General features: G+C 71.4%; 22 protein-coding genes, 1 pseudogene and 1 riboswitch. Of the genes and pseudogenes, 12 read left to right on the plus strand and 11 right to left on the minus strand.

The genetic code is table 11. The features are described 5' to 3' along the window. Position 1: 1 nt before the first annotated feature. Positions 2-352 carry a hypothetical protein gene (locus ACWEJ6_RS04425; RefSeq protein ID WP_352349714.1) on the minus strand — a complete coding sequence of 117 codons (351 nt, stop codon included), beginning with the start codon at positions 350-352 and terminating at the stop codon, positions 2-4. Positions 353-411: 59 nt separating this feature from the next. On the opposite strand from ACWEJ6_RS04425, the gene ACWEJ6_RS04430 reads away from it, so the two are divergent. Beyond that, entirely contained in the window at positions 412-2655 is a 2244-nt protein-coding gene (locus ACWEJ6_RS04430) for a glycosyl hydrolase family 95 catalytic domain-containing protein (RefSeq protein WP_452421174.1), read from the plus strand. Here the strand turns inward: ACWEJ6_RS04430 and ACWEJ6_RS04435 are convergent. Next, positions 2615-3235 (minus strand): class I SAM-dependent methyltransferase, encoded by a 621-nt coding sequence (locus ACWEJ6_RS04435; protein ID WP_452421176.1) that lies wholly within the window; start codon positions 3233-3235, stop codon positions 2615-2617. The two genes, ACWEJ6_RS04430 and ACWEJ6_RS04435, sit on opposite strands and share 41 nt — an antisense overlap. A gap of 35 nt (positions 3236-3270) precedes the next feature. Next, positions 3271-3383: riboswitch (TPP riboswitch) on the plus strand. Between ACWEJ6_RS04435 and thiC the strand changes: the two genes are divergently transcribed. Continuing rightward, a complete protein-coding gene (gene thiC / locus ACWEJ6_RS04440) occupies positions 3376-4854 on the plus strand; it encodes a phosphomethylpyrimidine synthase ThiC (protein WP_452421178.1) in 1479 nt (492 codons plus the stop codon). It overlaps the preceding riboswitch by 8 nt. 9 nt (positions 4855-4863) lie before the next feature. Here thiC and ACWEJ6_RS04445 read toward each other — a convergent pair whose 3' ends face one another. The 3 genes from ACWEJ6_RS04445 to ACWEJ6_RS04455 form a co-directional block, all read right to left on the minus strand. Beyond that, a complete protein-coding gene (locus ACWEJ6_RS04445; RefSeq protein WP_452421180.1) occupies positions 4864-5715 on the minus strand; it encodes an SDR family oxidoreductase in 852 nt (283 codons plus the stop codon). A gap of 115 nt (positions 5716-5830) precedes the next feature. Next, positions 5831-6664, minus strand: coding sequence for an SCO6745 family protein (locus ACWEJ6_RS04450; protein ID WP_452421182.1), 834 nt, complete (start codon positions 6662-6664; stop codon positions 5831-5833). Between the two features lie 156 nt (positions 6665-6820). After that, positions 6821-7618, minus strand: a complete 798-nt coding sequence (locus ACWEJ6_RS04455) for an SDR family oxidoreductase (RefSeq protein WP_452421184.1) — start codon at positions 7616-7618, stop codon at positions 6821-6823. Positions 7619-7746: 128 nt separating this feature from the next. On the opposite strand from ACWEJ6_RS04455, the gene ACWEJ6_RS04460 reads away from it, so the two are divergent. From ACWEJ6_RS04460 to ACWEJ6_RS04480, 5 genes are all read left to right on the plus strand, one after another. Further along, the gene (locus tag ACWEJ6_RS04460) at positions 7747-8073 is read left to right on the plus strand and encodes a hypothetical protein (RefSeq protein ID WP_452421186.1); all 327 of its coding nucleotides are present in this window, start codon (positions 7747-7749) and stop codon (positions 8071-8073) included. A gap of 12 nt (positions 8074-8085) precedes the next feature. Further along, on the plus strand, positions 8086-9483 hold the full coding sequence (locus ACWEJ6_RS04465) for an ATP-binding protein (protein WP_452421188.1): 1398 nt from the start codon (positions 8086-8088) through the stop codon (positions 9481-9483). Then, the gene (locus ACWEJ6_RS04470) at positions 9480-10142 is read left to right on the plus strand and encodes a response regulator transcription factor (RefSeq protein ID WP_387668312.1); all 663 of its coding nucleotides are present in this window, start codon (positions 9480-9482) and stop codon (positions 10140-10142) included. The genes ACWEJ6_RS04465 and ACWEJ6_RS04470 overlap by 4 nt, the downstream gene beginning before the upstream one ends. A gap of 87 nt (positions 10143-10229) precedes the next feature. Next, positions 10230-10760, plus strand: coding sequence for a DUF4956 domain-containing protein (locus ACWEJ6_RS04475; RefSeq protein ID WP_452421309.1), 531 nt, complete (start codon positions 10230-10232; stop codon positions 10758-10760). After that, positions 10757-11518: a polyphosphate polymerase domain-containing protein gene (locus tag ACWEJ6_RS04480; protein ID WP_358283193.1), complete on the plus strand. Its 762-nt coding sequence runs from the start codon at positions 10757-10759 to the stop codon at positions 11516-11518. The genes ACWEJ6_RS04475 and ACWEJ6_RS04480 overlap by 4 nt, the downstream gene beginning before the upstream one ends. Here ACWEJ6_RS04480 and ACWEJ6_RS04485 read toward each other — a convergent pair. Continuing rightward, positions 11513-12736 carry an acyl-CoA dehydrogenase family protein gene (locus ACWEJ6_RS04485; protein ID WP_397162364.1) on the minus strand — a complete coding sequence of 408 codons (1224 nt, stop codon included), beginning with the start codon at positions 12734-12736 and terminating at the stop codon, positions 11513-11515. The genes ACWEJ6_RS04480 and ACWEJ6_RS04485 overlap by 6 nt on opposite strands. Positions 12737-12804: 68 nt before the next feature. On the opposite strand from ACWEJ6_RS04485, the pseudogene ACWEJ6_RS04490 reads away from it, so the two are divergent. Beyond that, a pseudogene (locus ACWEJ6_RS04490) lies at positions 12805-12981 on the plus strand (TetR family transcriptional regulator); the annotation flags it as partial. 447 nt (positions 12982-13428) lie between these two features. Here the strand turns inward: ACWEJ6_RS04490 and ACWEJ6_RS04495 are convergent. The 5 genes from ACWEJ6_RS04495 to ACWEJ6_RS04515 form a co-directional block, all read right to left on the minus strand. Further along, the gene (locus tag ACWEJ6_RS04495) at positions 13429-14424 is read right to left on the minus strand and encodes an acyltransferase family protein (protein ID WP_452421191.1); all 996 of its coding nucleotides are present in this window, start codon (positions 14422-14424) and stop codon (positions 13429-13431) included. 73 nt (positions 14425-14497) lie between these two features. After that, positions 14498-16522, minus strand: coding sequence for a DUF6807 family protein (locus ACWEJ6_RS04500; RefSeq protein ID WP_452421193.1), 2025 nt, complete (start codon positions 16520-16522; stop codon positions 14498-14500). Further along, a complete protein-coding gene (locus ACWEJ6_RS04505) occupies positions 16513-17562 on the minus strand; it encodes a mandelate racemase/muconate lactonizing enzyme family protein (protein WP_452421195.1) in 1050 nt (349 codons plus the stop codon). Before ACWEJ6_RS04505 ends, ACWEJ6_RS04500 begins: the two co-directional genes overlap by 10 nt. Then, positions 17559-18431, minus strand: coding sequence for a 5-dehydro-4-deoxyglucarate dehydratase (locus tag ACWEJ6_RS04510; RefSeq protein ID WP_452421196.1), 873 nt, complete (start codon positions 18429-18431; stop codon positions 17559-17561). Before ACWEJ6_RS04510 ends, ACWEJ6_RS04505 begins: the two co-directional genes overlap by 4 nt. Further along, positions 18428-19318, minus strand: coding sequence for an NAD-dependent epimerase/dehydratase family protein (locus ACWEJ6_RS04515; RefSeq protein ID WP_452421198.1), 891 nt, complete (start codon positions 19316-19318; stop codon positions 18428-18430). The genes ACWEJ6_RS04510 and ACWEJ6_RS04515 overlap by 4 nt, the downstream gene beginning before the upstream one ends. A gap of 191 nt (positions 19319-19509) precedes the next feature. Between ACWEJ6_RS04515 and ACWEJ6_RS04520 the strand changes: the two genes are divergently transcribed. The 4 genes from ACWEJ6_RS04520 (at position 19510) to ACWEJ6_RS04535 (ending at position 23799) form a co-directional block, all read left to right on the plus strand. After that, positions 19510-20463 carry a LacI family DNA-binding transcriptional regulator gene (locus ACWEJ6_RS04520; protein WP_452421200.1) on the plus strand — a complete coding sequence of 318 codons (954 nt, stop codon included), beginning with the start codon at positions 19510-19512 and terminating at the stop codon, positions 20461-20463. A 206-nt stretch (positions 20464-20669) separates the two neighbouring features. Continuing rightward, positions 20670-21629: a carbohydrate ABC transporter permease gene (locus ACWEJ6_RS04525; protein ID WP_452421202.1), complete on the plus strand. Its 960-nt coding sequence runs from the start codon at positions 20670-20672 to the stop codon at positions 21627-21629. Next, a complete protein-coding gene (locus ACWEJ6_RS04530) occupies positions 21613-22479 on the plus strand; it encodes a carbohydrate ABC transporter permease (protein WP_452421204.1) in 867 nt (288 codons plus the stop codon). The genes ACWEJ6_RS04525 and ACWEJ6_RS04530 overlap by 17 nt, the downstream gene beginning before the upstream one ends. A gap of 45 nt (positions 22480-22524) precedes the next feature. Beyond that, positions 22525-23799, plus strand: a complete 1275-nt coding sequence (locus ACWEJ6_RS04535) for an ABC transporter substrate-binding protein (RefSeq protein ID WP_452421206.1) — start codon at positions 22525-22527, stop codon at positions 23797-23799. The last annotated feature ends 4 nt before the right edge of the window (positions 23800-23803 follow it).

Genomic DNA, 23803 nt, shown 5'->3' on the forward strand with positions numbered 1-23803 from the left:
GTCAGGCCACGTAACATTCCACTTCGGCGCGGCGATAGGCCAAGCCCTGTCTGGTGGACTCGTCGATGCACGCGCGCTCGGTCTTGCTGAGGAGCAGTTCGCCGCAGACCGTCACGCCGGAGTACGTCCGGCAGTCGAGTGAACGGTTGCGCCGGCCGATACGGTAGTTGTCCTTGACCGCCTGCCTGCACTTCTGGCGCAGGGCCGGTGTGTCGGCGTAGCGGCACTGGGCGGTCAGCGTCCGGTATTGCTGCTTGCTCACTTCCTGCTGCTCGATGCCGTCCCCAGAGGCGGCAGCCGGTCCGATCGTGGCGAGAGCCACGATCGCGGCCACAGCGGCGATCTTCATCATAGTTCCCCTGAGGGAGTCCGTACCGCCAGGGGCGATCGCCAAACCTTAGGCTGATCGCCATGCTGACGCTCCGGTACGACGAGCCCGCCCCCCGTTGGGAAGGACACGTCCTGCCGATCGGCAACGGAGCGCTCGGCGCCTGCGTGTTCGGGACGCTTGAGACGGAGCGCGTCCAGCTCAACGAGAAGTCGTTGTGGACCGGCGGTCCGGGCAGCGCGGAGCCCGGCGGATCCGGCAACTGGCCGGCGGACCGTCCCGGCGCTCTGGAGGCGGTGCGGCGGGTCATCGATGAGCGGGGGTCGATGGCGCCGGAGGAGGTGGCCGCGATCCTGGGGAACCCGTCCTACCGCACGGTTGGGCACATTCCCGGCTTCGGGGCGTACCAGAACTTCGGTGAGCTGCTGCTCGACGTGACCGGCGGTTTCTCCGGCGGCTACCGGCGCACGCTCGACCTGGAGACGGCGGTGGCCGCCGTGACGTACGAGGACGCCGACGGCGTGGTCCTCACCAGGGAATATTTCGCCTCGTACCCGGCGCACGTCATCGTCGGCAGGCTGACGGCGGGACGTCCGGGACGGGTGGGGTTCAGGTTGCGCTTCGGCACCGCGCATGACGGCGGGGAGGAAGTGACCGCCGAAGCCGGACGGCTGCGCGTCCGGGGCGTGCTCGCCGACAACGGCCTGGTGTACGAGGGCCAGGTCCAGGTGCTGACCGAGGGCGGCACCCGTACGGACGAGGGCGACCGCGTCGTGGTGACGGGCGCCGACAGCGCGGTGTTCGTCTTCTCGGCGGCCACCGACTACGCGCCCGTCCACCCCGGCTACCGCGGCCCGGACCCGGCGGCGCGCGTCACGGCGGCGGTGGACGCGGCGGCGCGCCGGCCGTACGCCGAGCTGCGGGCCGAGCACGAGGCCGACCACCGGGCGCTGTTCGGCCGGGTCCGCCTCGACCTCGGCCAGCGCATGCCCGACCTGCCGACCGACCGCCTGCTGGCCGCCTACGAAGGCGCCGGAACCCCGTCCGACAAAGCCCTGGAGACGCTGTACTTCCAGTACGGCCGGTACCTGCTGATCGCCTCCTCCCGCCCCGGCTCGCTGCCGGCCAACCTCCAGGGGGTGTGGAACGCGTCCAACTCGCCGCCGTGGGAGTCCGACTACCACACCAACATCAACCTGCAGATGAACTACTGGCCCGCCGAGCCAGCGAACCTGGCCGAGACGGCGGTGCCGTACCAGGAGTTCGTGGCGGGGCTGCGCGCGCCCGGACGCGAGACCGCGCGGTCGATGTTCGGCTCCGCGGGGTGGGTGGTGCACTCCAACACCAACCCGTTCGGGTTCACGGGCGTGCACGACTGGCCCACGTCGTTCTGGATGCCGGACGCCGCCGGCTGGCTGGTGCGCCAGCTCTACGAGCGTTACCTGTTCGACGGCGACGAGCGCTACCTGCGCGGGCACGCCTATCCGGCGATGCGCGAGGCCGCCGAGTTCTGGCTGGCCAACCTGTGTCCCGACGCGCGCGACGGCAGCCTCGTCGTCTCGCCCGCCTACTCGCCCGAGCACGGCGACTTCACCGCGGGCGCGGCCATGCCGCAGCAGATCGTCCGGGACCTGTTCGCCTGCACGGCCGCGGCCGCGCGCACGCTCGGCGTGGACGCCGAGTTCGCCGGACGGCTGCGCGCGGCGGCCGACCGGCTCGATACCGGGCTGCGGGTCGGGGCCTGGGGGCAGCTCCAGGAGTGGAAGGCCGACCTCGACGACCCGTCCGACCGGCACCGGCACGTCTCCCAGCTCTACGCCCTGCACCCCGGGACGCAGCTCACCGCCCCCGAGCACCTGGCCGCGGCGCGCACCACCCTCGAAGCGCGCGGCGACGGCGGCACGGGCTGGAGCATGGCCTGGAAGGTCAACTTCTGGGCCCGGCTCAAGGACGGCGACCGCGCCCTGAGCATGCTGGGCGGGCAACTGCGCGCCAGCACGCTGCCCAACCTGTGGGACACGCATCCGCCGTTCCAGATCGACGGGAACCTCGGCGCGACCGCCGGGGTGGCCGAGATGCTGCTCCAGAGCCACGCCGGCGTCATCGAGCTGCTGCCCGCGCTGCCGGCCGCCTGGCGCGCGGGCTCGTTCGACGGGCTGCGCGCCCGCGGCGGCTTCACCGTCGGGGTGACCTGGGCGGACGGCGTGCCGGTCGAGGTCAGGCTGTCGTCGGCGCGTGGCGGGACCGCCCGGCTGCGCGGCCCCGGGTTCGCGCTCGACCTGGAGACTAGGGCTGGGGAGAGCTGCGCGCTGTCGCCAGCACGCTGAACCACGTGCGGTGGGTGACGTTCGTCTCGTGCCAGGCGACCGCGAACCCGGCCGCGTCCAGCACCGCGAGCAGGTCGCCCGCGTCGCGGTGGACGAACCAGCGCTCGTACTCCGTCCGGTACGGCACCGGCTCCCAGCCCTCGCTGTCGCCCAGGGCGGTGATCAGCGCGAGCACCCCGCCGGGGCGCAGCGCCGCGTGCCAGGCGCGCAACGTCGCCTCGGTCTGCTCGGACGGCACGTGCACGAGGGCCGCGGCCGACCAGAGGCCGTCCAGGGACGCCGGCGACAGCGGCGGGTGTCGCAGATCGCCCAGGACGGTGGGCACGCCGCGCCCTGTGGCGAGCCTGGCCATCTCGATCGACAGGTCCACGCCCACGGTGGTCAGGCCGCGTCCGGCGAACCAGGCCGACTCGCGCCCCGGGCCGCATCCCAGGTCGGCGACCGTGGCCCCGGCGGGCAGGGCTGAGGCGAACCGGTCGCGGACGGCCACGATCGAGGGTGACGGATCGGCGACCTGCTCGTCGAACTGGCGCGCGATGCGGTCGTAGGTGGCGGTCGTGTGCGCAATGGGATCAGACATCCCCTTGATCCTGCCACGCGCGGGGTTATGATCGCGATGACCAACGCGGGAGCCCGGTGCGGACCGGGCTGAGAGGACGGCTGTCAGCCGCCGACCGCCAGAACCTGCTCCGGATAATGCCGGCGAAGGGAGTTTGCGCGATGAGCGACGCGCGCTTTTCCAAGATCTACATCGGTGACCTTCAGGTGCCGATGCGCGAGGTCAGGCTGTCGAACGGCACGTCGGTGCGGCTCTACGACACCTCGGGGCCGTCGCGTACCGACCGCTCGGCGTGGGGGTCGCCGGTCACCCAGCTCGGCGCGGCGCGGCGCGGCGTGGTGACCAAGGAGATGGAGTTCGTGGCCGTCCGGGAGGGGATGACGCCCGAGTTCGTCCGGCAGGAGGTCGCGGCCGGGCGGGCGGTCATCCCCGCCAACGTCAACCATCCGGAGTCCGAGCCGATGGCGATCGGCCGGAACTTCCTGGTCAAGATCAACGCCAACATCGGCAACTCCGCCGTCACCTCCTCGATCGAGGAGGAGGTCGAGAAGATGACCTGGGCCACCCGGTGGGGCGCCGACACCGTCATGGACCTGTCCACCGGGCCGAACATCCACGAGACCCGCGAGCAGATCATCCGCAGCTCGCCCGTCCCGGTCGGCACCGTGCCCATCTACCAGGCGCTGGAGAAGGTGGGCGGGCGTCCCGAGGCGCTGTCGTGGGAGGTCTACCGCGACACCCTGATCGAGCAGTGCGAGCAGGGCGTCGACTACGTGACGGTGCACGCGGGCGTGCGGCTGGCGCACGTCCCGCTGACCGCCCGCCGCAAGACCGGGATCGTCTCGCGCGGGGGCTCGATCATGGCCGCCTGGTGCCTGGCCCACCACCGCGAGAGCTTCCTGTACGAGCACTTCGACGAGATGTGCGCCCTGCTGGCCCGCTACGACGTGACGTTCTCGCTGGGCGACGGGCTGCGCCCCGGCTCGATCGCGGACGCCAACGACGAGGCCCAGTTCGCCGAGCTGCGCACCCTGGGCGAGCTGACCAGGATCGCGCACGCGCACGACGTGCAGGTGATGATCGAGGGTCCCGGCCACGTGCCCATGCACAAGATCAAGGAGAACGTCGACCTGCAGCGCGAGCTCTGCGACGACGTGCCCTTCTACACCCTCGGCCCGCTCGTCACCGACATCGCCCCCGGCTACGACCACATCACCTCGGGCATCGGCGCCGCCATGATCGCCTGGTACGGCACCGCCATGCTCTGCTACGTCACGCCCAAGGAGCACCTCGGCCTGCCCAACCGCGACGACGTCAAGACCGGCGTGATCACCTACAAGATCGCGGCGCACGCGGCGGACCTGGCCAAGGGACACCCGCAGGCCCAGGCGTGGGACGACGCCCTGTCGGACGCCCGGTTCGAGTTCCGCTGGGAGGACCAGTTCGACCTGTCGCTCGACCCGGACACCGCCCGCGCCTTCCACGACGAGACCCTGCCGGCCGCGCCCGCCAAGACCGCGCACTTCTGCTCGATGTGCGGCCCGAAGTTCTGCTCGATGAAGCTCAGCCACGAGGTGCGGGCGGGCATGGCCGACAAGGCGGCCGAGTTCCTCGGGAAGGGCGGCTCGATCTACCTCTGACCTGCGCGGTCAGCCCGGGAGCGTCTCGCCGCCGATCGGGGCCAGCACCTCGCCCGTGTAGTACGAGGACAGCCGGCCGGCGGCGAAGAACACGTACGAAGGGGCGATCTCGTCGGGGTCGGCGGCCCGTTTCATCGGCACCTGATCGCCGAACTTCGCCACCTTCTCCTCCGGCATCGTGGCCGGGATCAGCGGCGTCCAGACCGGGCCGGGGGCGACGGCGTTGATCCTGATGCCGCGCTCGACCAGGTTCTGGGCCATCGAGTAGGTGAAGGCGTTGATCGCGCCCTTCGTCGCGGCGTAGTCGATGAGGGTCTTGTTGCCGCGCAGGCCGTTGATCGAGGAGGTGTTCACGATCGCGCTGCCCTCCCGCAGGTGCGGCAGCGCGGCCTTGGTGACGCGGTAGTAGCTGTGGATGTTGACCGCGAACGTGTGCTCCCACTGCTCGTCCGTCAGCTCCTCCAGGGAGTCGACCGGCGCCTGGTAGGCCACGTTGTTGACCAGGACGTCCAGGCCGCCCAGCTCGGAGACCGCCTGCTCCACGACCGTCGCGCAGTGGTCGCGGTCGCCCAGGTCGCCGGGCAGCAGCACGCACCGCCGTCCCTCCTGCTCGACCAGGCCGCGGGTGTGGTTGGCGTCGTCGTGCTCGTCGAGGTAGGCGATGGCGACGTCCGCGCCCTCCTTGGCGAACGCCACCGCCACCGCCCGGCCGATGCCCGAGTCGCCGCCGGTGATCAGCGCCTTCTTGCCCGCCAGCAGGTCCCTGCCCTCGTAGCCGCGCATCTCGTCGCGCGGCTCGGGGGACATCTCGTCCGTACGGCCCGGGTACGGCTGGCTCTGGGGTGGTGGTGTCTCCGACATGTCCGGCGATCTTCCCCTGACGGGGTATCGGTAACGTCATGCTTCGCCCAGATCCGTGGTCTCCTCGTCCGGCCTCCAGGTGACGGCCGTCGGGGAGGAAGCCGGTCGCAGGTGATCAAGTGAGCTTGAGGAGGCCGGCGTCCACCACTCGGCGGCCGAAGGGGCGGGCCAGGGCGGCGAGGCGTTCGCAGTCGGGTTCGCCCAGGGCGCCGTAGGCGGGCATGGCCAGGGTGTCGGTGCGGGTTTCGAGGTGGTGGCGCAGGGACTTGCCTTCGGGGGTCAGGTCGTTGTCGGCGGTCAGGAGGCCGCGGGCGCGGAGGGTGGTCTCGGCGTGGGCCCACTGGTCGGGGGGCCAGGCGCGGCTCATGGTGAGGAACGGCTTGGCGACCTCGCCGCTGGCCGCGTGCAGGACGAGGGCTTCGAGGCCGGTGATGCCCTCGACCAGCAGTGTCGCCACGTGGCCGTCGCCGCGGAACTCGCGCAGGAGGGTCTGGGCGTGCCAGAGCTGGAGGAGGGGGTCGTCGGGCCAGGGGAGGGCGGCGTGGGCGGCGAACAGGGGGCGGCCCTGAGGGTGGTCGCAGGCGGCCTCGGCGGCACGCCTGGCCAGGGTGAGTACGGGGACGAGGTCGGGCAGTTCGTGGACGGCGGCCCGGCGGAGCGCTTCGGCGGCGGCTTCGCGGCGGGCTTGCAGGACCTGGGCGGGGGTGACCTTGTCCCAGGGGAGAGAGCGGCGTACGAGGTCGGGGTTGAAGTTGTAGAACGTGGCGATGACGAGGTCGGCGAGGGCGGGGCCCAAGGGGGCGGAGCGTGAGGTGAAATATCCGGACATGCCGGTGAGGCCGAGGGCGGCGTAGCGGGTGGTGGCCTCGGGGACGAAGTAGATCATCCCGTGGACGGGTTCCAGGCGGCGCCAGGCTTGGCGGGCGGTCCGGGTGAGCTGCTGGTCCATGGTCAGGTCGGGCCTTTCGCGAAGGGCGACGGCGAGGGGGAGCCCCTTGTGGGGACGCTTGCGGGGGAGGGGGCGGCTCGTGGTCCGTCGGTTTGAGGGGGTCCGCCCGTGGTCGGTCGGCTTGGCGGGAGGCGGGAGGCGGGAGGCGGCTCGTGGTCAGTCGGTCGGGGGAGACTGGAGGGTGGTGATGAAGGTGGACATTCCGGCTAGCCATCTGTCCGGGGCCTCGGCCTTGCGGCGGTAGAAGTCGGCCACTTCGGGGTGGGGCAGGATGTGGAACCGTTCGGCGGCCAGGCCGTCGATCACGGCGGTCGCCACGTCGGCGGGGTCGAGGATCGCGCCCGACGCCCCCACGGCGCGCGCCGTCAGGTGGTCCTCCTCGACGCCGCGTTCCAGCATCCCGGTACGCACGCCCTGCGGGCACAGCACGCTGACCTTGATGCCCCGGGCGGCGTAGTGGATGGCCACCCACTCGGCGAAGGCGATGGCCGCGGCCTTGGTGACGGCGTACGGCGCGTCGCCGGGGCAGCTCACCAGCCCGGCCGCCGAGCAGGTGTTCAGCAGGTAGCCGCCGCCGCGGGCGATCATGCCGGGGATGACGGCGCGGGCGGCGTGCACGTGGGCCAGGACGTTGACCGCGTACAGGGAGGTCCATTCCTGGAGGGGGGCGTCGAGGCTGGAGCCGCCGATGATGCCGGCGTTGGAGCAGAACACGTCCACCGGGCCGAAGGGGGTGGGCTCGGCCAGCGCGGCCACGTCGGACTCGACGGAGACATCCGCGCGGACGGCCACCGCCCGGTCGCCGATCTCGTCGGCCACGGCCCTCGCGCCGGGCTCGTCCAGGTCGGCCAGCACGATCCCGGCGGCTCCTTCTGCGGCGAAGCGCAGGGCCATCGCCCGTCCGATGCCGCCGGCCGCGCCGGTCACGACGATCACCTTGTCCCGCACCCTCATGAAGACCTCCTGACCGACCAGCCGGTATCAGAACATGATTCTAATGACGACGGGCTGGATGGGAAGGATGAGAGGTTCCTCATCCTGGCCTCAGGATGGTCTCCTCCGCGCGGCAGACGCTCTACCTCATGAAACGCGTGATGCTCATTCTCGTGGCGCTGACGGCGGTGGGGTTCCTCTCGGCCGGGTGGGTACGGGCGGCCGGCGACGGACCCGATCTGGGGGAGTCCGTCACGGTCTCGACCTCGCCGGGGACGTCGGCCGGCGACGTACGGCCGTTCACGTCGCCGGGAACCGAGGCGGAACCCGTCAAGCCGCCCGCGCCGAAGCCCGGCGGCGGCGATGATGATGGCGACGACGACCACCATCGCGCCTGGACCGGCGGAGACGACGACGATGACGACCGCGACGACGATGACGACGACGAAGACGAAGACGACGATGACGACGACTGAGCGGGGAGCCGGATGCGGGTGAGTGCCCGCGCCCGGATCGTGGGCTGGATGCTCGCCGTCGTCGGCCTGGCCCTGGCGGTCTCGATCTTCGCGACCTGGACCGTCCTGCTCGCCCGCCTCGACGACCGGATGAACCTGGAGTTCACCAACGAGGCCGAGAAACTGCGCAGGTACGCCGCCACCGCCCACGACCCCCGTACCGGCCGGCCGGTCTCCGACGTGCGGGAACTGCTCACCGGCTACCTGGCGATCAACGCGCCCGACCGCTGGGAGACCTTCTTCACCATGGTGGGCGGCAGGGCCGACCGGATCACCGCCGTCACGCCCCCGGCCCGGCTCGACACCGACGAGAAGCTGGTCAAAGTGCTGGCCGCGGCCACCAGGCCCGCCTACGGCGACACCGAGAGCGTCGAGGGCACGGTCAGGTACGCCGTCATCCCGGTCAGGGTGGCGGCCGACCCTCGTCCCGGCCATTTCGTCGCCGCCGTCTTCTACGACCGCCATCGGGGCGAGATCGTGGACGCGGTCGGCGTGCTCGGGCTGTCGGCGCTGGCCGCGCTGGCTCTGGCGGGGGCGGCGGGCTGGTTCGTGGCGGGGCGGGTGCTGGCCCCGGTGCGGCTGGTGAGCCAGACGGCCGAGCAGATCAGCGACTCGGCGGACCTCACCCGCAGGCTCAAGGTGACCGGCGACGACGACGTGGCCGCGCTGGCCGCCACGTTCAACCACATGCTCGACCGTTTGGAACGTTCCTTCGCCGTCCAGCGCACGTTCGTGGACGACGCGGGGCACGAGCTGCGTACCCCCATCACGGTCATCCGCGGGCATCTGGAGCTGATGGGGGACGACCCGGCCGAACGGGCCGAGACCCTCGCCCTGGTCACCGACGAGCTGGACCGCATGAACCGGATCGTGGACGACCTGCTCACCCTCGCCAAGGCCGAGCAGCCCGGCTTCCTCGCGGTCGAGGAGGTCGAGCTGGCCGACCTGACGGTGAGCGTGGTGGCCAAGGCCCGGCCGCTGGGCGACCGGCGGTGGCGGGTCGACCAGGTGGCCGAGGCGCGGATCCCGGCCGACCGGCAACGGCTCACGCAGGCGCTCATGCAACTGGTGGTGAACGCCGTCCGGCACACCATGGACGACGATCTCATCGCGGTCGGGTCGGCCGTGCGGGACGGGCGGGCCGAGCTGTGGGTGCGCGACAGCGGGCCGGGCGTCGCGCCCGCCGACCGGGAGCGCATCTTCCGCCGGTTCGTCAGGGGCGCGGGACGTACGGGCGGGCACGACGGGGCAGGACTGGGGCTGGCGATCGTCAGGTCGATCGCCGAGGCGCACGGAGGCGGTGTGAGAGTGGCGGACGTCCCGGCGGGGGGCGCTTGTTTCGTGATGACGTTGCCGCTGGCCAGGACATGAACCGGATCCTGATCGCCGAGGACGAGAGCAGGATCGCGGCCTTCCTGGAGAAGGGCCTGCGCGGCAACGGCTTCGTCACGGCCGTGGTCACGGACGGCGTCGCGGCCTACGACCTGGCCGGTTCGGGCGGGTTCGACCTGTTACTGCTCGACATCGGGCTGCCGCTCAGCGACGGGTTCACCGTGCTGCGGCGGCTGCGGGAGGCGAAGGTGGCCATCCCGGTGATCATCCTGACCGCCCGGGGCGGCGTGACCGACACGGTCGCCGGGCTCGAAGGGGGCGCCGACGACTACATCGCCAAGCCCTTCGCCTTCGAGGAGCTGCTGGCCCGGGTCAGGCTGCGGCTGCGGGCCGACCGCGCGCCCGAGCCGACCGTGCTGCGCGTCGGCGACCTGGCGCTCGACCTGCGGACCCGCCGGGCGCACGTCGGCGACCGCGTGGTGGACCTGTCCACCAGGGAGTTCGCGCTGGCGGAGATCTTCTGCCGGCATCCCGACCAGGTGCTGACCCGCGAGCAGCTGCTCAGCCACGTCTGGGGCTTCGACTTCGACCCGGGCTCGAACGTCGTGGACGTCTACGTCCGCTACCTGCGCAGGAAGATCGGGCCCGACCGCATCGAGACCGTGCGCGGCACCGGCTACCGGATGAGAGCCGCCTAATGGGCGCCTCACGGCTCCCTCACCGGCGAGCCGCAGGCTGGTGGACATGAGAACGAGGGGCAAGACACCGTGACGGCCGGACTGGCGATGGACCTGGCGGCGATCACCGTCCTCGCCTACGGCCTGTACTACCGGCGACATCACCGGCGCGACCTGCTGTTCGCCTACGTGGCGCTGAACGTGGGCATCTTCGCGGTGGTCTCCCTGCTGCTGGTCCAGCGGGTGGACCTGGCGGTCGGGTTCGGGCTGTTCGGGGTGTTGTCGATCATCCGGCTGCGGTCCAGCGAGATCACCCAGCAGGAGATCGCCTACTACTTCGTGGCGATCGTCCTCGGGCTGGTGAACGGCATCGCCTCCCAGCTCCCGCTGACCGCGCTGCTCCTGGACGGCGTGCTGCTGGCCGTCGTGCACGTCGCCGACCACTCTCGCCTGCTGGGCCGCACCAGGCAGCAGGTCGTGACGCTGGACGTCGTGCACGCCGACCCCGAGCTGCTCAGGGCCGACCTGGAGAGCCGGTTGCGGGGCCGCGTCCTGCACTGCGTCGTCACCCAGGTGGACTACGTGCGCGACGTGACCGTGGTGGACGTGCGCTTCCAGATCGCCGAGGTGGCCCGATGAGGGACGCGGGCGCGCTGATGGCGGGCGTCGCGGCGGGGCTGCCGCCGGTCGGGCTGGACGACGTGCCGGAGCTGATGAGCCGGGTGGACCGCAAGTACGTGGTCAGCGTCCCGGCCATGGCCGAGCTGGTGGCCGAGCTGGGCGACCGGCTCTCGGTGCTGCGGATCGGGGCGTTGCGCCAGTTCCGCTACACCTCGACCTACTTCGACACGCCCGACCTGCTGACCTTCCGCCAGCACCGGCAGGACCGGCGGCGCCGCTTCAAGCTGCGCACCCGTACGTACCTGGACGGGGGCGGGCGATGGCTGGAGCTGAAGCTGAACGGCACCCGCGGCAACACCGACAAACACCGCATCCCGTACGACGCAGCGGCGGCCGGCGAGCTGACCAGCGAGGCCATGGAGTTCGTCGGCGACACGCTGAGCAGCGAGCTGAGCGTCGTCGTGCCCGACGCGCTCGGGCCCGTGCTGTCCACCGACTACCGGCGGGTCACGCTCGTCGACCGGACCGGGCAGGCCCGGCTGACCTGCGACACCGGCCTGCTCTGCCACGACGGCGGCCGGCGGGTGCCCGCCCGACGCGACCGGGTGCTGCTGGAGTCGAAGTCGGCCGACGGGCGGGCGCTGGTGGACCGGGTGCTGCGCGGGCTGGGGGTGCGGCCGGTCAGCGTCAGCAAGTACTGCCTGGCGGTGGCCGCGCTCCGGGGCGTCCCGGCCAACCGCTGGCAGCCCGTCATGCGGGGATATCTTGCGCTATAGCGGCAGGCCGCCGGTCGCCGCGCTCGTCGAACCGGTCGCCTGGTAGGCCGCGATCGTGCGCTCGGCGATGCGCATCTGGTGGATCTCGTCGGCGCCGTCGGCGAAGCGGGCCCAGCGGGCGTGCTGGAACATGCTCGCCAGCGGCGTGTCGGTGGAGTAGCCGAGCGCGCCGTGCACCTGGATCGCCCGATCGACGATGCGGTTGAGGCTGTTCGCCACGAAATGCTTGGCCATCGACACCTCCGTACGGAAATCCTCGCCCCGGTCGATCTTCGAAGCGGCGTGCAGCACCATGAGCTTGCACTGGTAGAGCTCCATGGCCGAGTCGGCGATCAGCCACTGCACGCCCTGCTTCTCGGCCAGCAGCGAGCCGTGGCTGTAGCGGTTGAGCGCCCGGTCCACCATCATGTCCAGCGCCGTCTCGGCCTGCGAGATCCACCGCATGCAGTGGGCGAGCCGCGCCGGGCCCAGCCGGTACTGGCCCAGCCGGTGGCCGTTGCCCCGGCCGCCGAGGATCGCGCTGTCGGGCACCCGCAGGTCCTCGATCACGATCTCGCTGTGGCCGGTCGAGCCGTGCATCGTCTCGACCTCGCGCACGTCCTTCCAGCCGGGGTTGGGCAGGTCCACCAGGAAGGCCGTGTTCGCGCCGCGCGAGCCCTCGGGCACGTCCTGCTCGGTGCGCGCGATGAGGATGGCGAAGCTCGCCCGGCGGGCGTTGGAGATGAACCACTTGTGGCCGTTGATCACCCACTCGTCGCCGTCCTTGACCGCCTCGGTGCGGATCAGGGTGGGGTCGGACCCGGCGACCTCGGGCTCGGTCATCGCGAAGCATGACATCTGGACGCCGTCCAGCAGCGGCCGCAGGTACTTCTCCTTCTGCTCGTCGTCCGCCCAGTGGAGGAGTGTGTGCATGTTGCCCTCGTCGGGGGCCTGGCAGTTGAGCACCCACGGGCCGATGCGGGTCTTGGCCGCCTCCGACTGCACCATGGCCAGCTCGACGTGGCCGAGGCCCATGCCGCCCCACTCCTTCGGCATGTGCGGCAGCCACAGGCCCTCGGCCTTGGCCCGGCGGCGGAGCTCGAAGATCGTGCGGAGGTAGGCGTCCCGGTCGCCCTCCTCCACGCCGGACATCGCGGGGATCACGGTCTCCTGGACGAAGGACCTGACCCGCTTGCGGATCTCCTCGTGCTCGGGGGCGAGAGTGAAATCGATGGCCATGACTCTCCTTCGGCAATTTCACCGATAGTACTATCGGTGAAATCAGACACAAGTCCCGTGAGGCGATCGTGACCAGCACACCGCTCAGCAGGAGCGAGGCGAAGGACCTGACCCGGCGCAGGCTGATCGAGGCCGCCCTGACCATCCTCGACGAGGAGGGCGAGACCGGCCTGACGACCGGCAAGGTCGCCAAGGCCGCCGGCATCGCGCAGTCCAGCTTCTACGTGCACTTCAAGGACATGCAGGAGCTGCTGCTGGTGCTCGCCGAGGAGGGCGGCGACCGGCTGCGCGGCGCGATGCGGGAGGCCCGGCGCAGGGCCCGCGAGGCGCCCGGCGACCTCGAACGCCACCGCGACACCTTCCGCATCCCGCTGGAGGCGATCTGCCGCCACCCCGAGCTGCTGCGCATCCAGCTGCGCGCGCGGCACGACCCGTCCTCCTCGCTGCGCGACTTCGCCGCCCGTACGGCCGCGGCCTACCGCGAGCACCACGCGGCCGACCTGGCCGCGCTCGGCTACACGGCCGGCGACGAACGGGACCGGCGCCGCCTGGAGATGATCGCCGAGGGCGTCAACGCGGCCACCAACGCCCTGGCCATGGGCCACCTCGAAGGCCGCTACCCCGACCTGGACGAGTGCGCCGACATCCTGGTCGCGTTGTCCAGGGGCGCGCTGCGGCTGCTCAGGCACGAGTCAGGCGGGACGGCGGAGCGGGGTGAAGGCCCAGGTCATGCGGGGCTCGACGGCCCATCGGAACAGCCGGCGCACCCAGGGCGTGCACAGCAGGGTGGCGGTCAGGACGCCCAGCAGGAGTGACAGCGGCAGCCCCAGCCCGAGCCGCTCGGCGCCCTTCACCACGAACCCGTGCAGCAGGTACGCGTACATGGTGGCCGAGCCCAGCCCGCTGAACCAGGTGCGCCGGGCCGGGGTGACCGCCAGGAAAGCGGCCACCAGCACCGCCCCCGCCGCCAGCAGCCCCAGCCTGATCGCGGTGCCGGTGAGGTCGTCCACGCCGATGGCCGCGTTGGAGTGCCGCCACCTGATCCACTCCGTCGGCACCCGCTCGTGCACCAGCAGCGCGACCGCGAGCCCCAGCCCCAGCACGCAGAACCCGGCCAGCCGCACGGAGGGCCGCCGCAGCAGGGCGAAGTGCTCGGGCCGCGCCATCAGGCCGAGCACGTAGAACGGCAGCAGCGCGAACGTGCGGTTCATGGCCAGCTCGCCGGGCAACCGGTCGAGCCCGGTCAGCAGGGACAGCGCGACCGCGACCGCGAGCGGCCACTTGAGCTGCTGCCACACCGGCGTGGACAGCCGCCACAGGAACAGCGAGAGCAGGAACCAGGTGAGGTAGTACGGGTCGAGCAGGCTCAGCTCGAACTCGCCGTACAGGATCGGGCGGGGGAGCGAGTAGGCCAGCTCGAAGATCAGGTAGGGGACGGCGAGGGTGGAGAGGAGTTTGCGCGCCTTGCCCCCCGAAAACATGAAATTTCGGGACAAATAGCCGCTAAGCACGATGAACAGCGGCATGTGGAAGACGTACACGTAGAAGTACAGGGCGTGGGCGAGCGGCGCGTCGCGCTGGTCCTCGATCAGGTGACCGCACACGACCAGCACGATGGCCAGGTACTTCGCGTTGTCGAAGAACGGGTCCCTGGCGGTGGCGGGCCGGGCGATGACGGGTGCGTTCACAGACTCCGCACCCTAGCCGCGGCCCGCCGAACCGCCGGGAAACCGGGAATGAGGGCTTACCGAAGAGCGGGTGTCACGCGCGCTCCCTGATCGCCGTCTCCACGATCGCCGTCTCCACGATCGCCGTCTCCACGATCGCCGTCTCCACGATCGTCGCCTCCACGGCGGCGGCCAGCGCCGAGACCGCCGGCCCGTCGAGCCGCCCGTCGGCCACGACCGTGACGACCCGCCTGGTCAGCGTGTCCTCGACGACGAGCGGACGGTCCCACGCGAGCGCCTGCCCGACCCCGGGATACTCCGCCACCCGCACGAACCAGGGATCGTCGCCGGCCTGCACGAACACCAGCGTCCAGTCCCGCCCGTCCGGGCCGGTCCCGGCCATGGCCACCCAGCGGCCCCGGCTGCCGTGCACGACCTCCTCGTCCCCGGGGAAGGTCACCCGGCCGGTCGAGGCGCCGGGCGCGCGCCAGAAGAACCCGCCGTAGCCCGCGCCGGGCCGGCCCTTGGTGGCCGAGCTGTTGACCTCCAGCGGCGAGCCGGTGAGGTTGGTCAGCGTGAACGCGAGATCGAGCGCCCACGCGTCGCCGACCGGACGGGCGGTGACCGTGCGCCGCTCGCGGGCGATCAGCCGGTCGCCGGGGCCGATCCACTCCAGCTCCTCGGTGAAGCCGTCGTCGGCCAGCCGGGTGAACGCGACGTGCCGTTGCCTGCCGTGGTCGTCCAGCCAGGCCGGTCCCCGGCCCTTGAGGTAGGTGCGGCCGCCCCAGAAGTTCGCGCCGCCCAGGTCGGCGATCGCGACCCCGGCGCCGAGGTGGTGCACGTGGTCGTCGGGCCGCACCTCGGTGACGGTGACGCCGCCCAGCGTGCGCACCGGATGCAGGTACGGCCGCGGCGAGTCGGTGACGGGCAGGTCGGGCCGCCACTCGTAGGCCGCGACCGGCGCGCCCGCCACCCGCAGCTCGACCTCCGTCCAGGGCGCGCCGAGCTCGGAGTAGAGCGCCAGCTCCGCGGCGCTGCGCGCGGTCAGCTCGGCGATGCCGGGCAGGTACCGGTGGGTGACCGCGCCGCCGCCGTCGCGCTCCACGACCTGGTGCCGTTCGGCGATGGGCAGCGGCTCGGGGGCGAGTCGCACCGCGTCCAGGACCTGGGTGAACGTCTCGGTGCGGGAGAGCGGGACGAGCAGCTCGGCCCCCGTGCGGATGTGCGCGACGAGGTTCTCCAGCAGCCCGTCGCGCTCGTGCACGGTGGTCTCCACCGAGCCGTCGGCCCGCTCGACCCGCAGCTCGTCCAGCGTGTACGTGAGCCTCGCCCGTCCCGCCTCCCCGTGCACCACCAGGTACGGCTCGCTGCGACCGGTCGCGCACAGCGACACCGCGATCGTGATCACCGGCCCGCCCGCGATCCGGACGCGCAGGCAGGAGGTGTCGTCGGCCTCGATCGGATGGGCGTGGTACAGCTCGGTCTCGACCGCCTCGACCGGGCCGTCCACCAGGGCCAGCGCGGTCGCGACGGCGTGCGCGAAGGGGTTGGTGAGCGCGCCGTCCACCACGTCCGCGCCGTGCAGCCTGCGCCGTCCGGCCCAGGACGAGCGGGTGAAGTACGACGCGGGCCGCTCCCACGCGCCCGCGCCGCCGATGCCGCGGACGCGGCCGAGCGCGCCGCTCGCCATCAGCTCCCGCAGCGCGGGGACGGCCCGCGAGCCGAGGCTCTGGAAGCCGACCTGGCAGGCCAACCCGGTCTCGGCCACCGCCGCGGCGATCCGCGCGTGCGCCTCGGGGCTGGCCGCGGGCGGCTTCTCCAGCAGCACGTGGGACCCGGCGCGCAACGCCGTGACCGCGAGGTCGGCGTGCGTGTGGATCGGCGTGCAGACGATCGTGATCTCCGCGCCGGTGGCGGCGACGAGTTCGCCCAGGTCCGCCGACTGCGGCAGGGGGCCGCCACCGAACTCCACGTCGAGCTGCACCGGCCGCACGTCGCAGATCCCGGCCGGCTCGACCAGCCCGGTGGCCGCGAGCCTGCGCAGGTCGTCCAGGTGATGCCGCCCGTGCCCGGTCGCCCCGGCCAGGACGACCTTCACGGGGTCCGTGCTCACGCCCATCGCAACCCCAGTCCCGCGTGGCCGCCCACGCGCAGCACGCCGTCCTCGATCCGCACCGGGTACGGCTCGGCCAGCAGCCCCAGGCGGGCGAACGAGGCGTCCTCGACGTCCTCGGCCAGCGGCGGTAGCGGCAGCGCCAGGGCGAGCTGCCCGGACACCTCGCCCAGCAGGTGCGGATGGACCGGCACGTCGAACGCCCTGGCCAGCTCCGCGATCCGCAGGAACGGCGTGACGCCGCCGACGCGCACCACGTTCGGCTGGACGACGTCGCAGGCCCCCGCGGCGAGCAGGTCGCGGAAGCCGTAGACGGTGTAGACGTTCTCGCCCACCGCGACCGGCACGTCGGTCGAGCGGCGCAGCTCGACGTGCGCGGCCACGTCGTCGGCCGGCAGCGGCTCCTCGATCCAGTGGAGGTCGAACTCGCGCAGCGCGGACAGGGCGCGCCGGGCCCGGTGCAGGTCCCACCGCTGGTTCGCGTCGATCATCAGCAGCCGGTCGGGCCCGATCACCTCGCGAACCGCCGCCACCCGGGCCACGTCGTCGGCCAGGTCGGGACGGCCGACCTTGATCTTGACGCCCCGGTACCCGGCGGCCACCCAGCGCCGCGCCTGATCGGTCAGCTCCTCCAGGGAGTAGTGCAGGTTGACGCCGCTGCCGTAGGCCGGGACCTGCTCCCGGCGCCGGCCCAGCACGTCGGCCAGGCCGCTCGCGCCGCAGCGCAGGTCCCACAGCGCCAGGTCGATCCCGGCCAGCGCGACCGTGGTGATCCCGCCGGGGCCGGCCTCGCGCAGGTGCCGCCACAACCGGTCCCAGACCAGCTCGGGATGGGCGGGCAGGCCGATCAGCGCCTCGCGCAGGTCGTGCTCCAGCAGGGCGTGCACGGCGTGCGCGCCGATCTGCGGCGTCCAGGAGAACCCGGTGCCGGTGCGGCCGTCCGCCAGCGTCACGTGGCAGACGATCACGTGGTTGACCGGCACGTCCGGGCCCCACGGGCGGGGCAGCGGGACCGTCCGCAGCTCGGTGCGCAGGCCGGTGATCACGAGGCCGCCAGGGCGAGCCCGGACCTGATCAGCGCGTCGAGCTCGGCCAGGTGGTCCTCGGCCACGTCGACCAGCGGCGGGCGCACCGGGCCGACGTCGAGGCCGCGCAGCCGTACGCCGGCCTTGACCAGGGCCACCGGGTAGCCGGGCGCCTTGTCGCGCAGGCGGACCAGCGGCGCGTAGAACTCGGTCAGCAGCCGCTCGTCGCCGTTCAGGTACGCCACGGCGATCTCGGGGGCGAAGGCGAAGACCGCGCTGGAGTACAGGTCGACGCCGATGCCGCGGTAGGCGGGCATGGTCAGCTCGGCGGTCGGCAGGCCGTTGAAGAACAGGAAGTCCGGGTGCTTCTCGCGGACCGCGAGGACGGTCCGCTGCATCCGGTCGATGTCGCCTAGCCCGTCCTTGAGCCCGATCACGCCGGGCACGCCGGCCAGCTCGACCACCACGTCCGGGGCGAGCACGACCGGGCCGCGCTGGTAGACGATCACCGGCAGCTCGGCGGCGACGGCGGCCACGTACGCGGCGAAGCCGCTCGCCGGACCCTGCGTCAGGTACGGAGGCATGAGCAGCAGGCCGTCGGCACCGGCTGCGCGGGCCGCCCGGGCCTGGTTCAGCGCCGCGCCGATCGGGCCGCCCGCCCCGGCGAACACCGGCACCCGCCCGCCCACCACCTCGGCCGCCACCCGGACGGCCCGCGCGTGCTCCGCCTCCGACAGCGCGGAGAACTCGCCGGTGCCGCAGGCCACGAACACGCCGCCGGGGCCGTGCGCCATGCCGCGCCGGATGTGCTCGGCCAGCACCTGCTCGGCGAGCGCGCCGCCGGCGTCGAAGGGGGTGACGGGGAAGAACAGCACACCGCTGAGATTCATTCGGATTCCTTGAGTTCGGTTCGCCAGCTTCGCTTGGGCTTCCAGCCGAGCAGGCGGCGGGCCTTGTCCGTGGAGAAGGCGGGAGCGGTGCCGGTGAGGGCCGCCGCCAGCTCCTCGGTGCCCGGCACGGCCTGCGGGAGCAGGTCGGCCAGCGGCTCCCTGGCCAGGGCGTCGGCCGCGCCGGCGAAGAAGACCTCGCCGCCCGGCAGCTCGGGCAGCGCCGCGACCAGCACGGCGAACAGCTCGCCCGCGTCGCGCGCGTCGAGGTAGTTGAACAGCGAGACGCCGCCGATCTCCGGCTGGTCGAGCCGCTCCCTGACGGTGTGCCCCGATTGCGTGGGCGCGCCCGCCCACTCCTCGGGCGGGATGACGAAGCACGGCCGGACGGCCGCCATCCTCGTCCGGCCCGCCCGCGCGAACGTCCGCATGGTCTGCTCGGCCACCAGTTTGGACAGGTTGTAGGCGTTCCAGGGCAGCGCCGGGTGCTCCTCGTCGATCGGCAGGTACGACGGCCGCCAGCCGCCGGGCGCGCCGTACCCGATCACCGTGGGGCTGCTGGCCACCACCACGCCGGACACGCCCAGCTCCACCGAGGCCGCGCAGACGTTGAACGCGAGCCGGGTGTTCACCTGGAAGATCACTGACTCCGGCCGGCTGAACGGCGTCGCGATGGCCGCCAGATGGATCACCGACTCCGGCCGGAAGCGGGCGACGACCTCGTACGCCTGGCCGGTGTCGGTGAGGTCGGCCGGTGACGTCGCGGCGGCCTCGACCGGCGTGCCGGGGGCCTGGTCCACGCCGATCACCTCGTGCCCGGCGGCGGCGAGCGTGGTGACGACGCTGCGGCCGAGGCGTCCGGCGCTGCCGGTGACGAGCACTCTGCTCACCGTGGGGACTCCTTCAGGACTGCAAACAGTTGCACCAAACCTATGGTCCAGGCAGGGCGAGGCGTCAAGAGCCGATTTTCGACCATGGCGTCTAGCTGGGCAAACATGTGAGCGGTCTGCGGCCAGTCGGTCGGCAAGCGCTTTCATCGTCGCCACGGTGCCTGCAAGCGGTTGCGTTAGGGTGGGTGGCTGTGACAGTGACGATTCGTGATGTGGCCCGCGCTTCCGGTGTGCACGTATCGACCGTGTCGCGGACGTTCTCCGCGCCGCACATGGTGAACGCCGCGACCCGGACCAGAGTGCTGACGGTGGCCGAGGAGCTGGGGTACCGGCCCAACAGGGCGGCCAGGGCGCTCACGACCGGGCGCACCCACAACCTGGGCCTGATCGTGGCCGACATTGCCAACCCGTTCTTCCCGCCGCTGATCAAGGCGGCGCACGCCGCGGCCCGGCAGCGCGACTACCACCTGTTCGTGGCCGACACCGACGAGGAGCCGGCCGCCGAGGAGGAGCTGATCCAGGCGTTCTCCAAGCAGGTGGACGGCGTGGTGCTGTGCAGCCCGCGCTCGTCGAACAGGACGCTGGAGCGGCTGGCCGAGCGGGTGCCGCTCGTGGTGGTCAACCGGCGGCTGCGCGGCGCGGCCACGGTGCTGATGGACGTCGGGCACGGCGCGCGGCTGGCGGTCGAGCACCTGGCCGGGCTCGGGCACCGCCGCGTGGCGCTGCTGTCCGGCCCGCCGGGCTCCTGGACGAGCGGCGAGATCCGGACGGCCGCCGAGCGGGTGCCGGGCGTCGAGCTGGTCGTCCTCGGGCCGAACGCGCCCACCGAGCAGGGTGGCCTGGCCGCCGCCTCCGCGGTGCGCGAGGCCGGGGTGACCGGGGTGCTCGCCTACAACGACCTCATGGCGATCGGCCTGGTCGAGGGGCTGGGCGAGCTCGGGCTGAGCGTGCCGGAGGACGTCAGCGTGGTGGGCATCGACGACATCGTGCCGGGGCGGCTGAACCGTCCCAAGCTCACCACGGTCGCGATGCCCACCGCGGCGGCCGGGCGGCTGGCGGTCGACCTGCTCATCCAGGAGGTGAGCGCCACGACCTCGCTGGAGACCCGGCTGGTGGTGCGAGAGTCGACGGCGCCGCCCAGATGACCTGCAAACGGTTGTACTAAATCGCAGCAATATTCGTCCTACCTCTACGTGGTAAGCGCTTGTCACCAGGGAAAACACGATGTCGATATATCGATAACGGCGATGTAACGCCTGCAAAGGGTTGACGGAACTTTCCCGGCAGCTATAGGAAAGCGCTATCCATTCACATCTCGCCGGAAGGTCCGTGATGACGAATGAGTTCCGTCATGGCTGACTCGGTGGCGGTGAGACTCCCGGACGCCGCGACCCCGCCCGAGCGGGGAGACCGTCGCGCGTCCAGACGTTCCCGCCGCGAGGCGCGGGCCGCCTACCTGTTCCTGGCGCCCTGGTTCGCCGGTCTGCTCGTCATCACGATCGGTCCCATCGTCGCCTCGCTCTACCTGTCGTTCACCGACTACAACCTCCTGGAGGAGGCCACGTGGGTCGGGTTCGACAACTACGTCAAGATGTTCACCGAGGATCCCCGTTACCTGAACTCGCTGAAGGTGACGACGATCTACGTGGTCGTCTCCGTGCCGCTGCAACTGGCCTTCGCGCTCGCGCTGGCCCTGGTGCTCGACCGCGGGCTGCGCGGCCTGTCGCTCTACCGGTCGATCTTCTACCTGCCCTCGCTGCTGGGCGGCAGCGTGGCGATCGCGATCCTGTGGCGCAAGGTCTTCGGGGCCGAGGGCCTGGTCAACGCCGTGCTGGCGGTCTTCGGGATCCAGGGCCCCGGCTGGGTCAGCGACCCCGACACCGCCCTCGGCACGCTGATCATCCTGCACGTCTGGACGTTCGGCGCCCCGATGATCATCTTCCTGGCCGGGCTGCGGCAGATCCCCGCCAGCTACTACGAGGCCGCCGCGGTGGACGGCGCCGGCGTCTTCCGCCAGTTCCGGTCGATCACGCTGCCGCTGCTGACGCCGATCATCTTCTTCAACCTGGTGCTGGAGATCATCAAGTCGTTCCAGTCGTTCACGCAGTCGTTCATCGTGAGCGGCGGCTCGGGCGGGCCGGCCGACTCCACGATGTTCAACACGCTCTACCTCTACCTCAAGGGCTTCAAGAGCTTCGACATGGGCTACGCGGCCGCCATGGCGTGGGTCCTGCTGCTCATCATCGCCGGCCTCACCGGGGTGAACTTCCTCGCGTCCAAGTATTGGGTCTTCTATGGCGACACCAAGTAGGCCGCTGCCGGTCCTGTTCCGCCCGTTCAGGGGCGGCCGGGTGGTCAAGCACGTGCTGCTGATCGGGTTCGGCCTGGTCATGCTCTATCCACTGCTGTGGATGATCTCCAGCTCGCTCAAGCCCGAGGAGCTGATCTTCCGGCAGCCCGGCCTGTGGCCGAGCGAGGTCACGCTGGAGAACTACACCGAGGGCTGGACCGCGCTGAAGCACCCCTTCGGCTACTACCTGTGGAACTCCGCGGTGATCACCGTGCTGTCGGTGGTGGCGAACCTGGTGGCCTGCTCGCTGGCCGCCTACGCCTTCGCCCGGCTGAACTTCCCGCTCAAGAAGCTGTGGTTCACCCTCATGCTGGGCACGATCATGCTGCCGCACCACGTGCTGATCGTGCCGCAGTACGTCATGTTCTCCAAGCTCGGGCTGATCAACACGATCTGGCCGCTGGTCATGCCGAAGGTGCTGGCCACGGACGCGTTCTTCGTGTTCCTGATGGTGCAGTTCATCCGCTCGCTCCCCAGGGAGCTGGACGAGGCCGCCGAGATCGACGGCGCCGGCTACTGGCGCACGTTCCTCAGGGTGATCATCCCGCTCTGCACCCCGGCGCTGGCCACGACGGCGATCTTCACGTTCATCTGGACGTGGAACGACTTCCTCAGCCAGCTCCTCTACCTCAACAACCCGGACAACTTCACCGCTCCGGTGGCGCTGCGCACCTTCCTCGACGCCAGCAGCGACTCGTCGTGGGGCCCGATGTTCGCCATGTCGATCGTCGCGCTCGGGCCCATCTTCGGCTTCTTCCTGGCCGGCCAGAAGTACCTGATCCGTGGTGTGGCCACCACGGGACTGAAGTAGTTCCCCCACCCCCCGACACAGACGAATCCCACAGGAGGTAGAGCCGTGAGCTCTGGCAAGAAGACGTGGTCGGCGGCCCTGCTCGCCACCGCCGTGCTGGCGGTCACCGCGGCCTGCGGCAGCGGCGGCGACGACGGCGGGAAGGTCAAGCTGCGCTTCTCCTACTGGGGCAGCGACGCGCGGCAGAAGATGACCGAGGAGGCCATCAAGAAGTTCGAGGCCAAGAACCCGGGCATCGACGTCGAGGGCGAGTTCTCCGACTTCGCCAACTACTACGAGACGCTGTCCACGAAGGTGGCCGCGAGCGACGCCCCGGACGTCATCACCCTGGAGATCCGCGGCCTTCGCGAGTACGCCGACCGCGGCACGCTGGCCGACCTGACCGGCAAGGTCCAGACCGCCGACATCGACCCCAAGCTGCTCGGCACCGGCGGCATCGACGGCAAGCAGTTCGCCGTCCCCACCGGCGCGAACGTCTTCTCGGTCGTGCTCAACCCGGCCCTGGTGGAGTCGGCCGGGCAGAAGGTGCCCGACGACACGAAGTGGACGTGGAAGGACTACGTCGACCTCAGCTCGAAGATCACCGCCAAGGGCGGCGGCACGGTCTACGGCACCCAGCTCAACTGGAACCCCGCCTTCCTGCAGATCTTCGCCGCACAGCGCGGCGAGCCCTTCTACGAGGGCAACAAGATCGCCGTCACGCCGGAGACGATCGTGGCCTGGTGGCAGGTCATGCTGGACACGATCAAGGCCAAGGGCAGCCCCGACGCCGCCAAGACCGCCGAGGTCGGCGCGACCAGCGTGGACCAGTCGCTGCTGGCCACCAACACCGGCGCGTCCGGCATGTGGTGGAGCAACCAGCTCGGCGCGGTCGCCAAGGCGTCGGGCAAGGAGATGAGCCTGCTGCGCCTGCCCAAGGCGGAGGGCGCCACCACCGGCGGCATGTTCCTCCAGCCGGCGATGTTCTACACCGCCTCCGCCAAGAGCGAGCACGCCGCCGAGGCCGCCAAGTTCATCGACTTCATGATCAACGACGCCGAGGTCGGCGGGATCATCCTCAGCGACCGCGGCCTGCCCGCCAGCTCGAAGGTCCTGGCCGCGGTCAAGGACAAGCTGCCGCCCGCGGACCAGAAGACGCTGCAGTTCGTCGACTCCATCAAGGGCGAGCTGGCCGACCCGCCCACCGCGCCGCCCAAGGGCGCCAGCGCCCTGGAGGACATGCTCAAGCGGTACACCGAGGAGGTCATCTTCGGCCGGATGGCCCCCGACGTCGCCGCCCAGAAGTTCCTGACCGAGGCCAACGCCGCCCTCGGCGGCTGAGAGG

This window comes from Nonomuraea sp. NPDC004702 (genome assembly GCF_053601695.1).

Coding starts and splice junctions, on each gene's coding strand:
- ACWEJ6_RS04445 (WP_452421180.1), bottom strand. CDS start 5,715: ATGTCGGAGACACCACCACCCCAGAGCCAGCCGTACCCGGGCCGTACG.
- ACWEJ6_RS04485 (WP_397162364.1), bottom strand. CDS start 12,736: ATGGCCATCGATTTCACTCTCGCCCCCGAGCACGAGGAGATCCGCAAG.
- ACWEJ6_RS04480 (WP_358283193.1), top strand. CDS start 10,757: ATGAGGGACGCGGGCGCGCTGATGGCGGGCGTCGCGGCGGGGCTGCCG.
- ACWEJ6_RS04450 (WP_452421182.1), bottom strand. CDS start 6,664: ATGGACCAGCAGCTCACCCGGACCGCCCGCCAAGCCTGGCGCCGCCTG.
- ACWEJ6_RS04465 (WP_452421188.1), top strand. CDS start 8,086: ATGCGGGTGAGTGCCCGCGCCCGGATCGTGGGCTGGATGCTCGCCGTC.
- ACWEJ6_RS04510 (WP_452421196.1), bottom strand. CDS start 18,431: ATGAATCTCAGCGGTGTGCTGTTCTTCCCCGTCACCCCCTTCGACGCC.
- ACWEJ6_RS04530 (WP_452421204.1), top strand. CDS start 21,613: ATGGCGACACCAAGTAGGCCGCTGCCGGTCCTGTTCCGCCCGTTCAGG.
- ACWEJ6_RS04425 (WP_352349714.1), bottom strand. CDS start 352: ATGATGAAGATCGCCGCTGTGGCCGCGATCGTGGCTCTCGCCACGATC.
- ACWEJ6_RS04455 (WP_452421184.1), bottom strand. CDS start 7,618: ATGAGGGTGCGGGACAAGGTGATCGTCGTGACCGGCGCGGCCGGCGGC.
- ACWEJ6_RS04500 (WP_452421193.1), bottom strand. CDS start 16,522: ATGGGCGTGAGCACGGACCCCGTGAAGGTCGTCCTGGCCGGGGCGACC.
- thiC (WP_452421178.1), top strand. CDS start 3,376: ATGAGCGACGCGCGCTTTTCCAAGATCTACATCGGTGACCTTCAGGTG.
- ACWEJ6_RS04525 (WP_452421202.1), top strand. CDS start 20,670: ATGGCTGACTCGGTGGCGGTGAGACTCCCGGACGCCGCGACCCCGCCC.
- ACWEJ6_RS04430 (WP_452421174.1), top strand. CDS start 412: ATGCTGACGCTCCGGTACGACGAGCCCGCCCCCCGTTGGGAAGGACAC.
- ACWEJ6_RS04475 (WP_452421309.1), top strand. CDS start 10,230: ATGGACCTGGCGGCGATCACCGTCCTCGCCTACGGCCTGTACTACCGG.
- ACWEJ6_RS04435 (WP_452421176.1), bottom strand. CDS start 3,235: ATGTCTGATCCCATTGCGCACACGACCGCCACCTACGACCGCATCGCG.
- ACWEJ6_RS04470 (WP_387668312.1), top strand. CDS start 9,480: ATGAACCGGATCCTGATCGCCGAGGACGAGAGCAGGATCGCGGCCTTC.
- ACWEJ6_RS04460 (WP_452421186.1), top strand. CDS start 7,747: ATGAAACGCGTGATGCTCATTCTCGTGGCGCTGACGGCGGTGGGGTTC.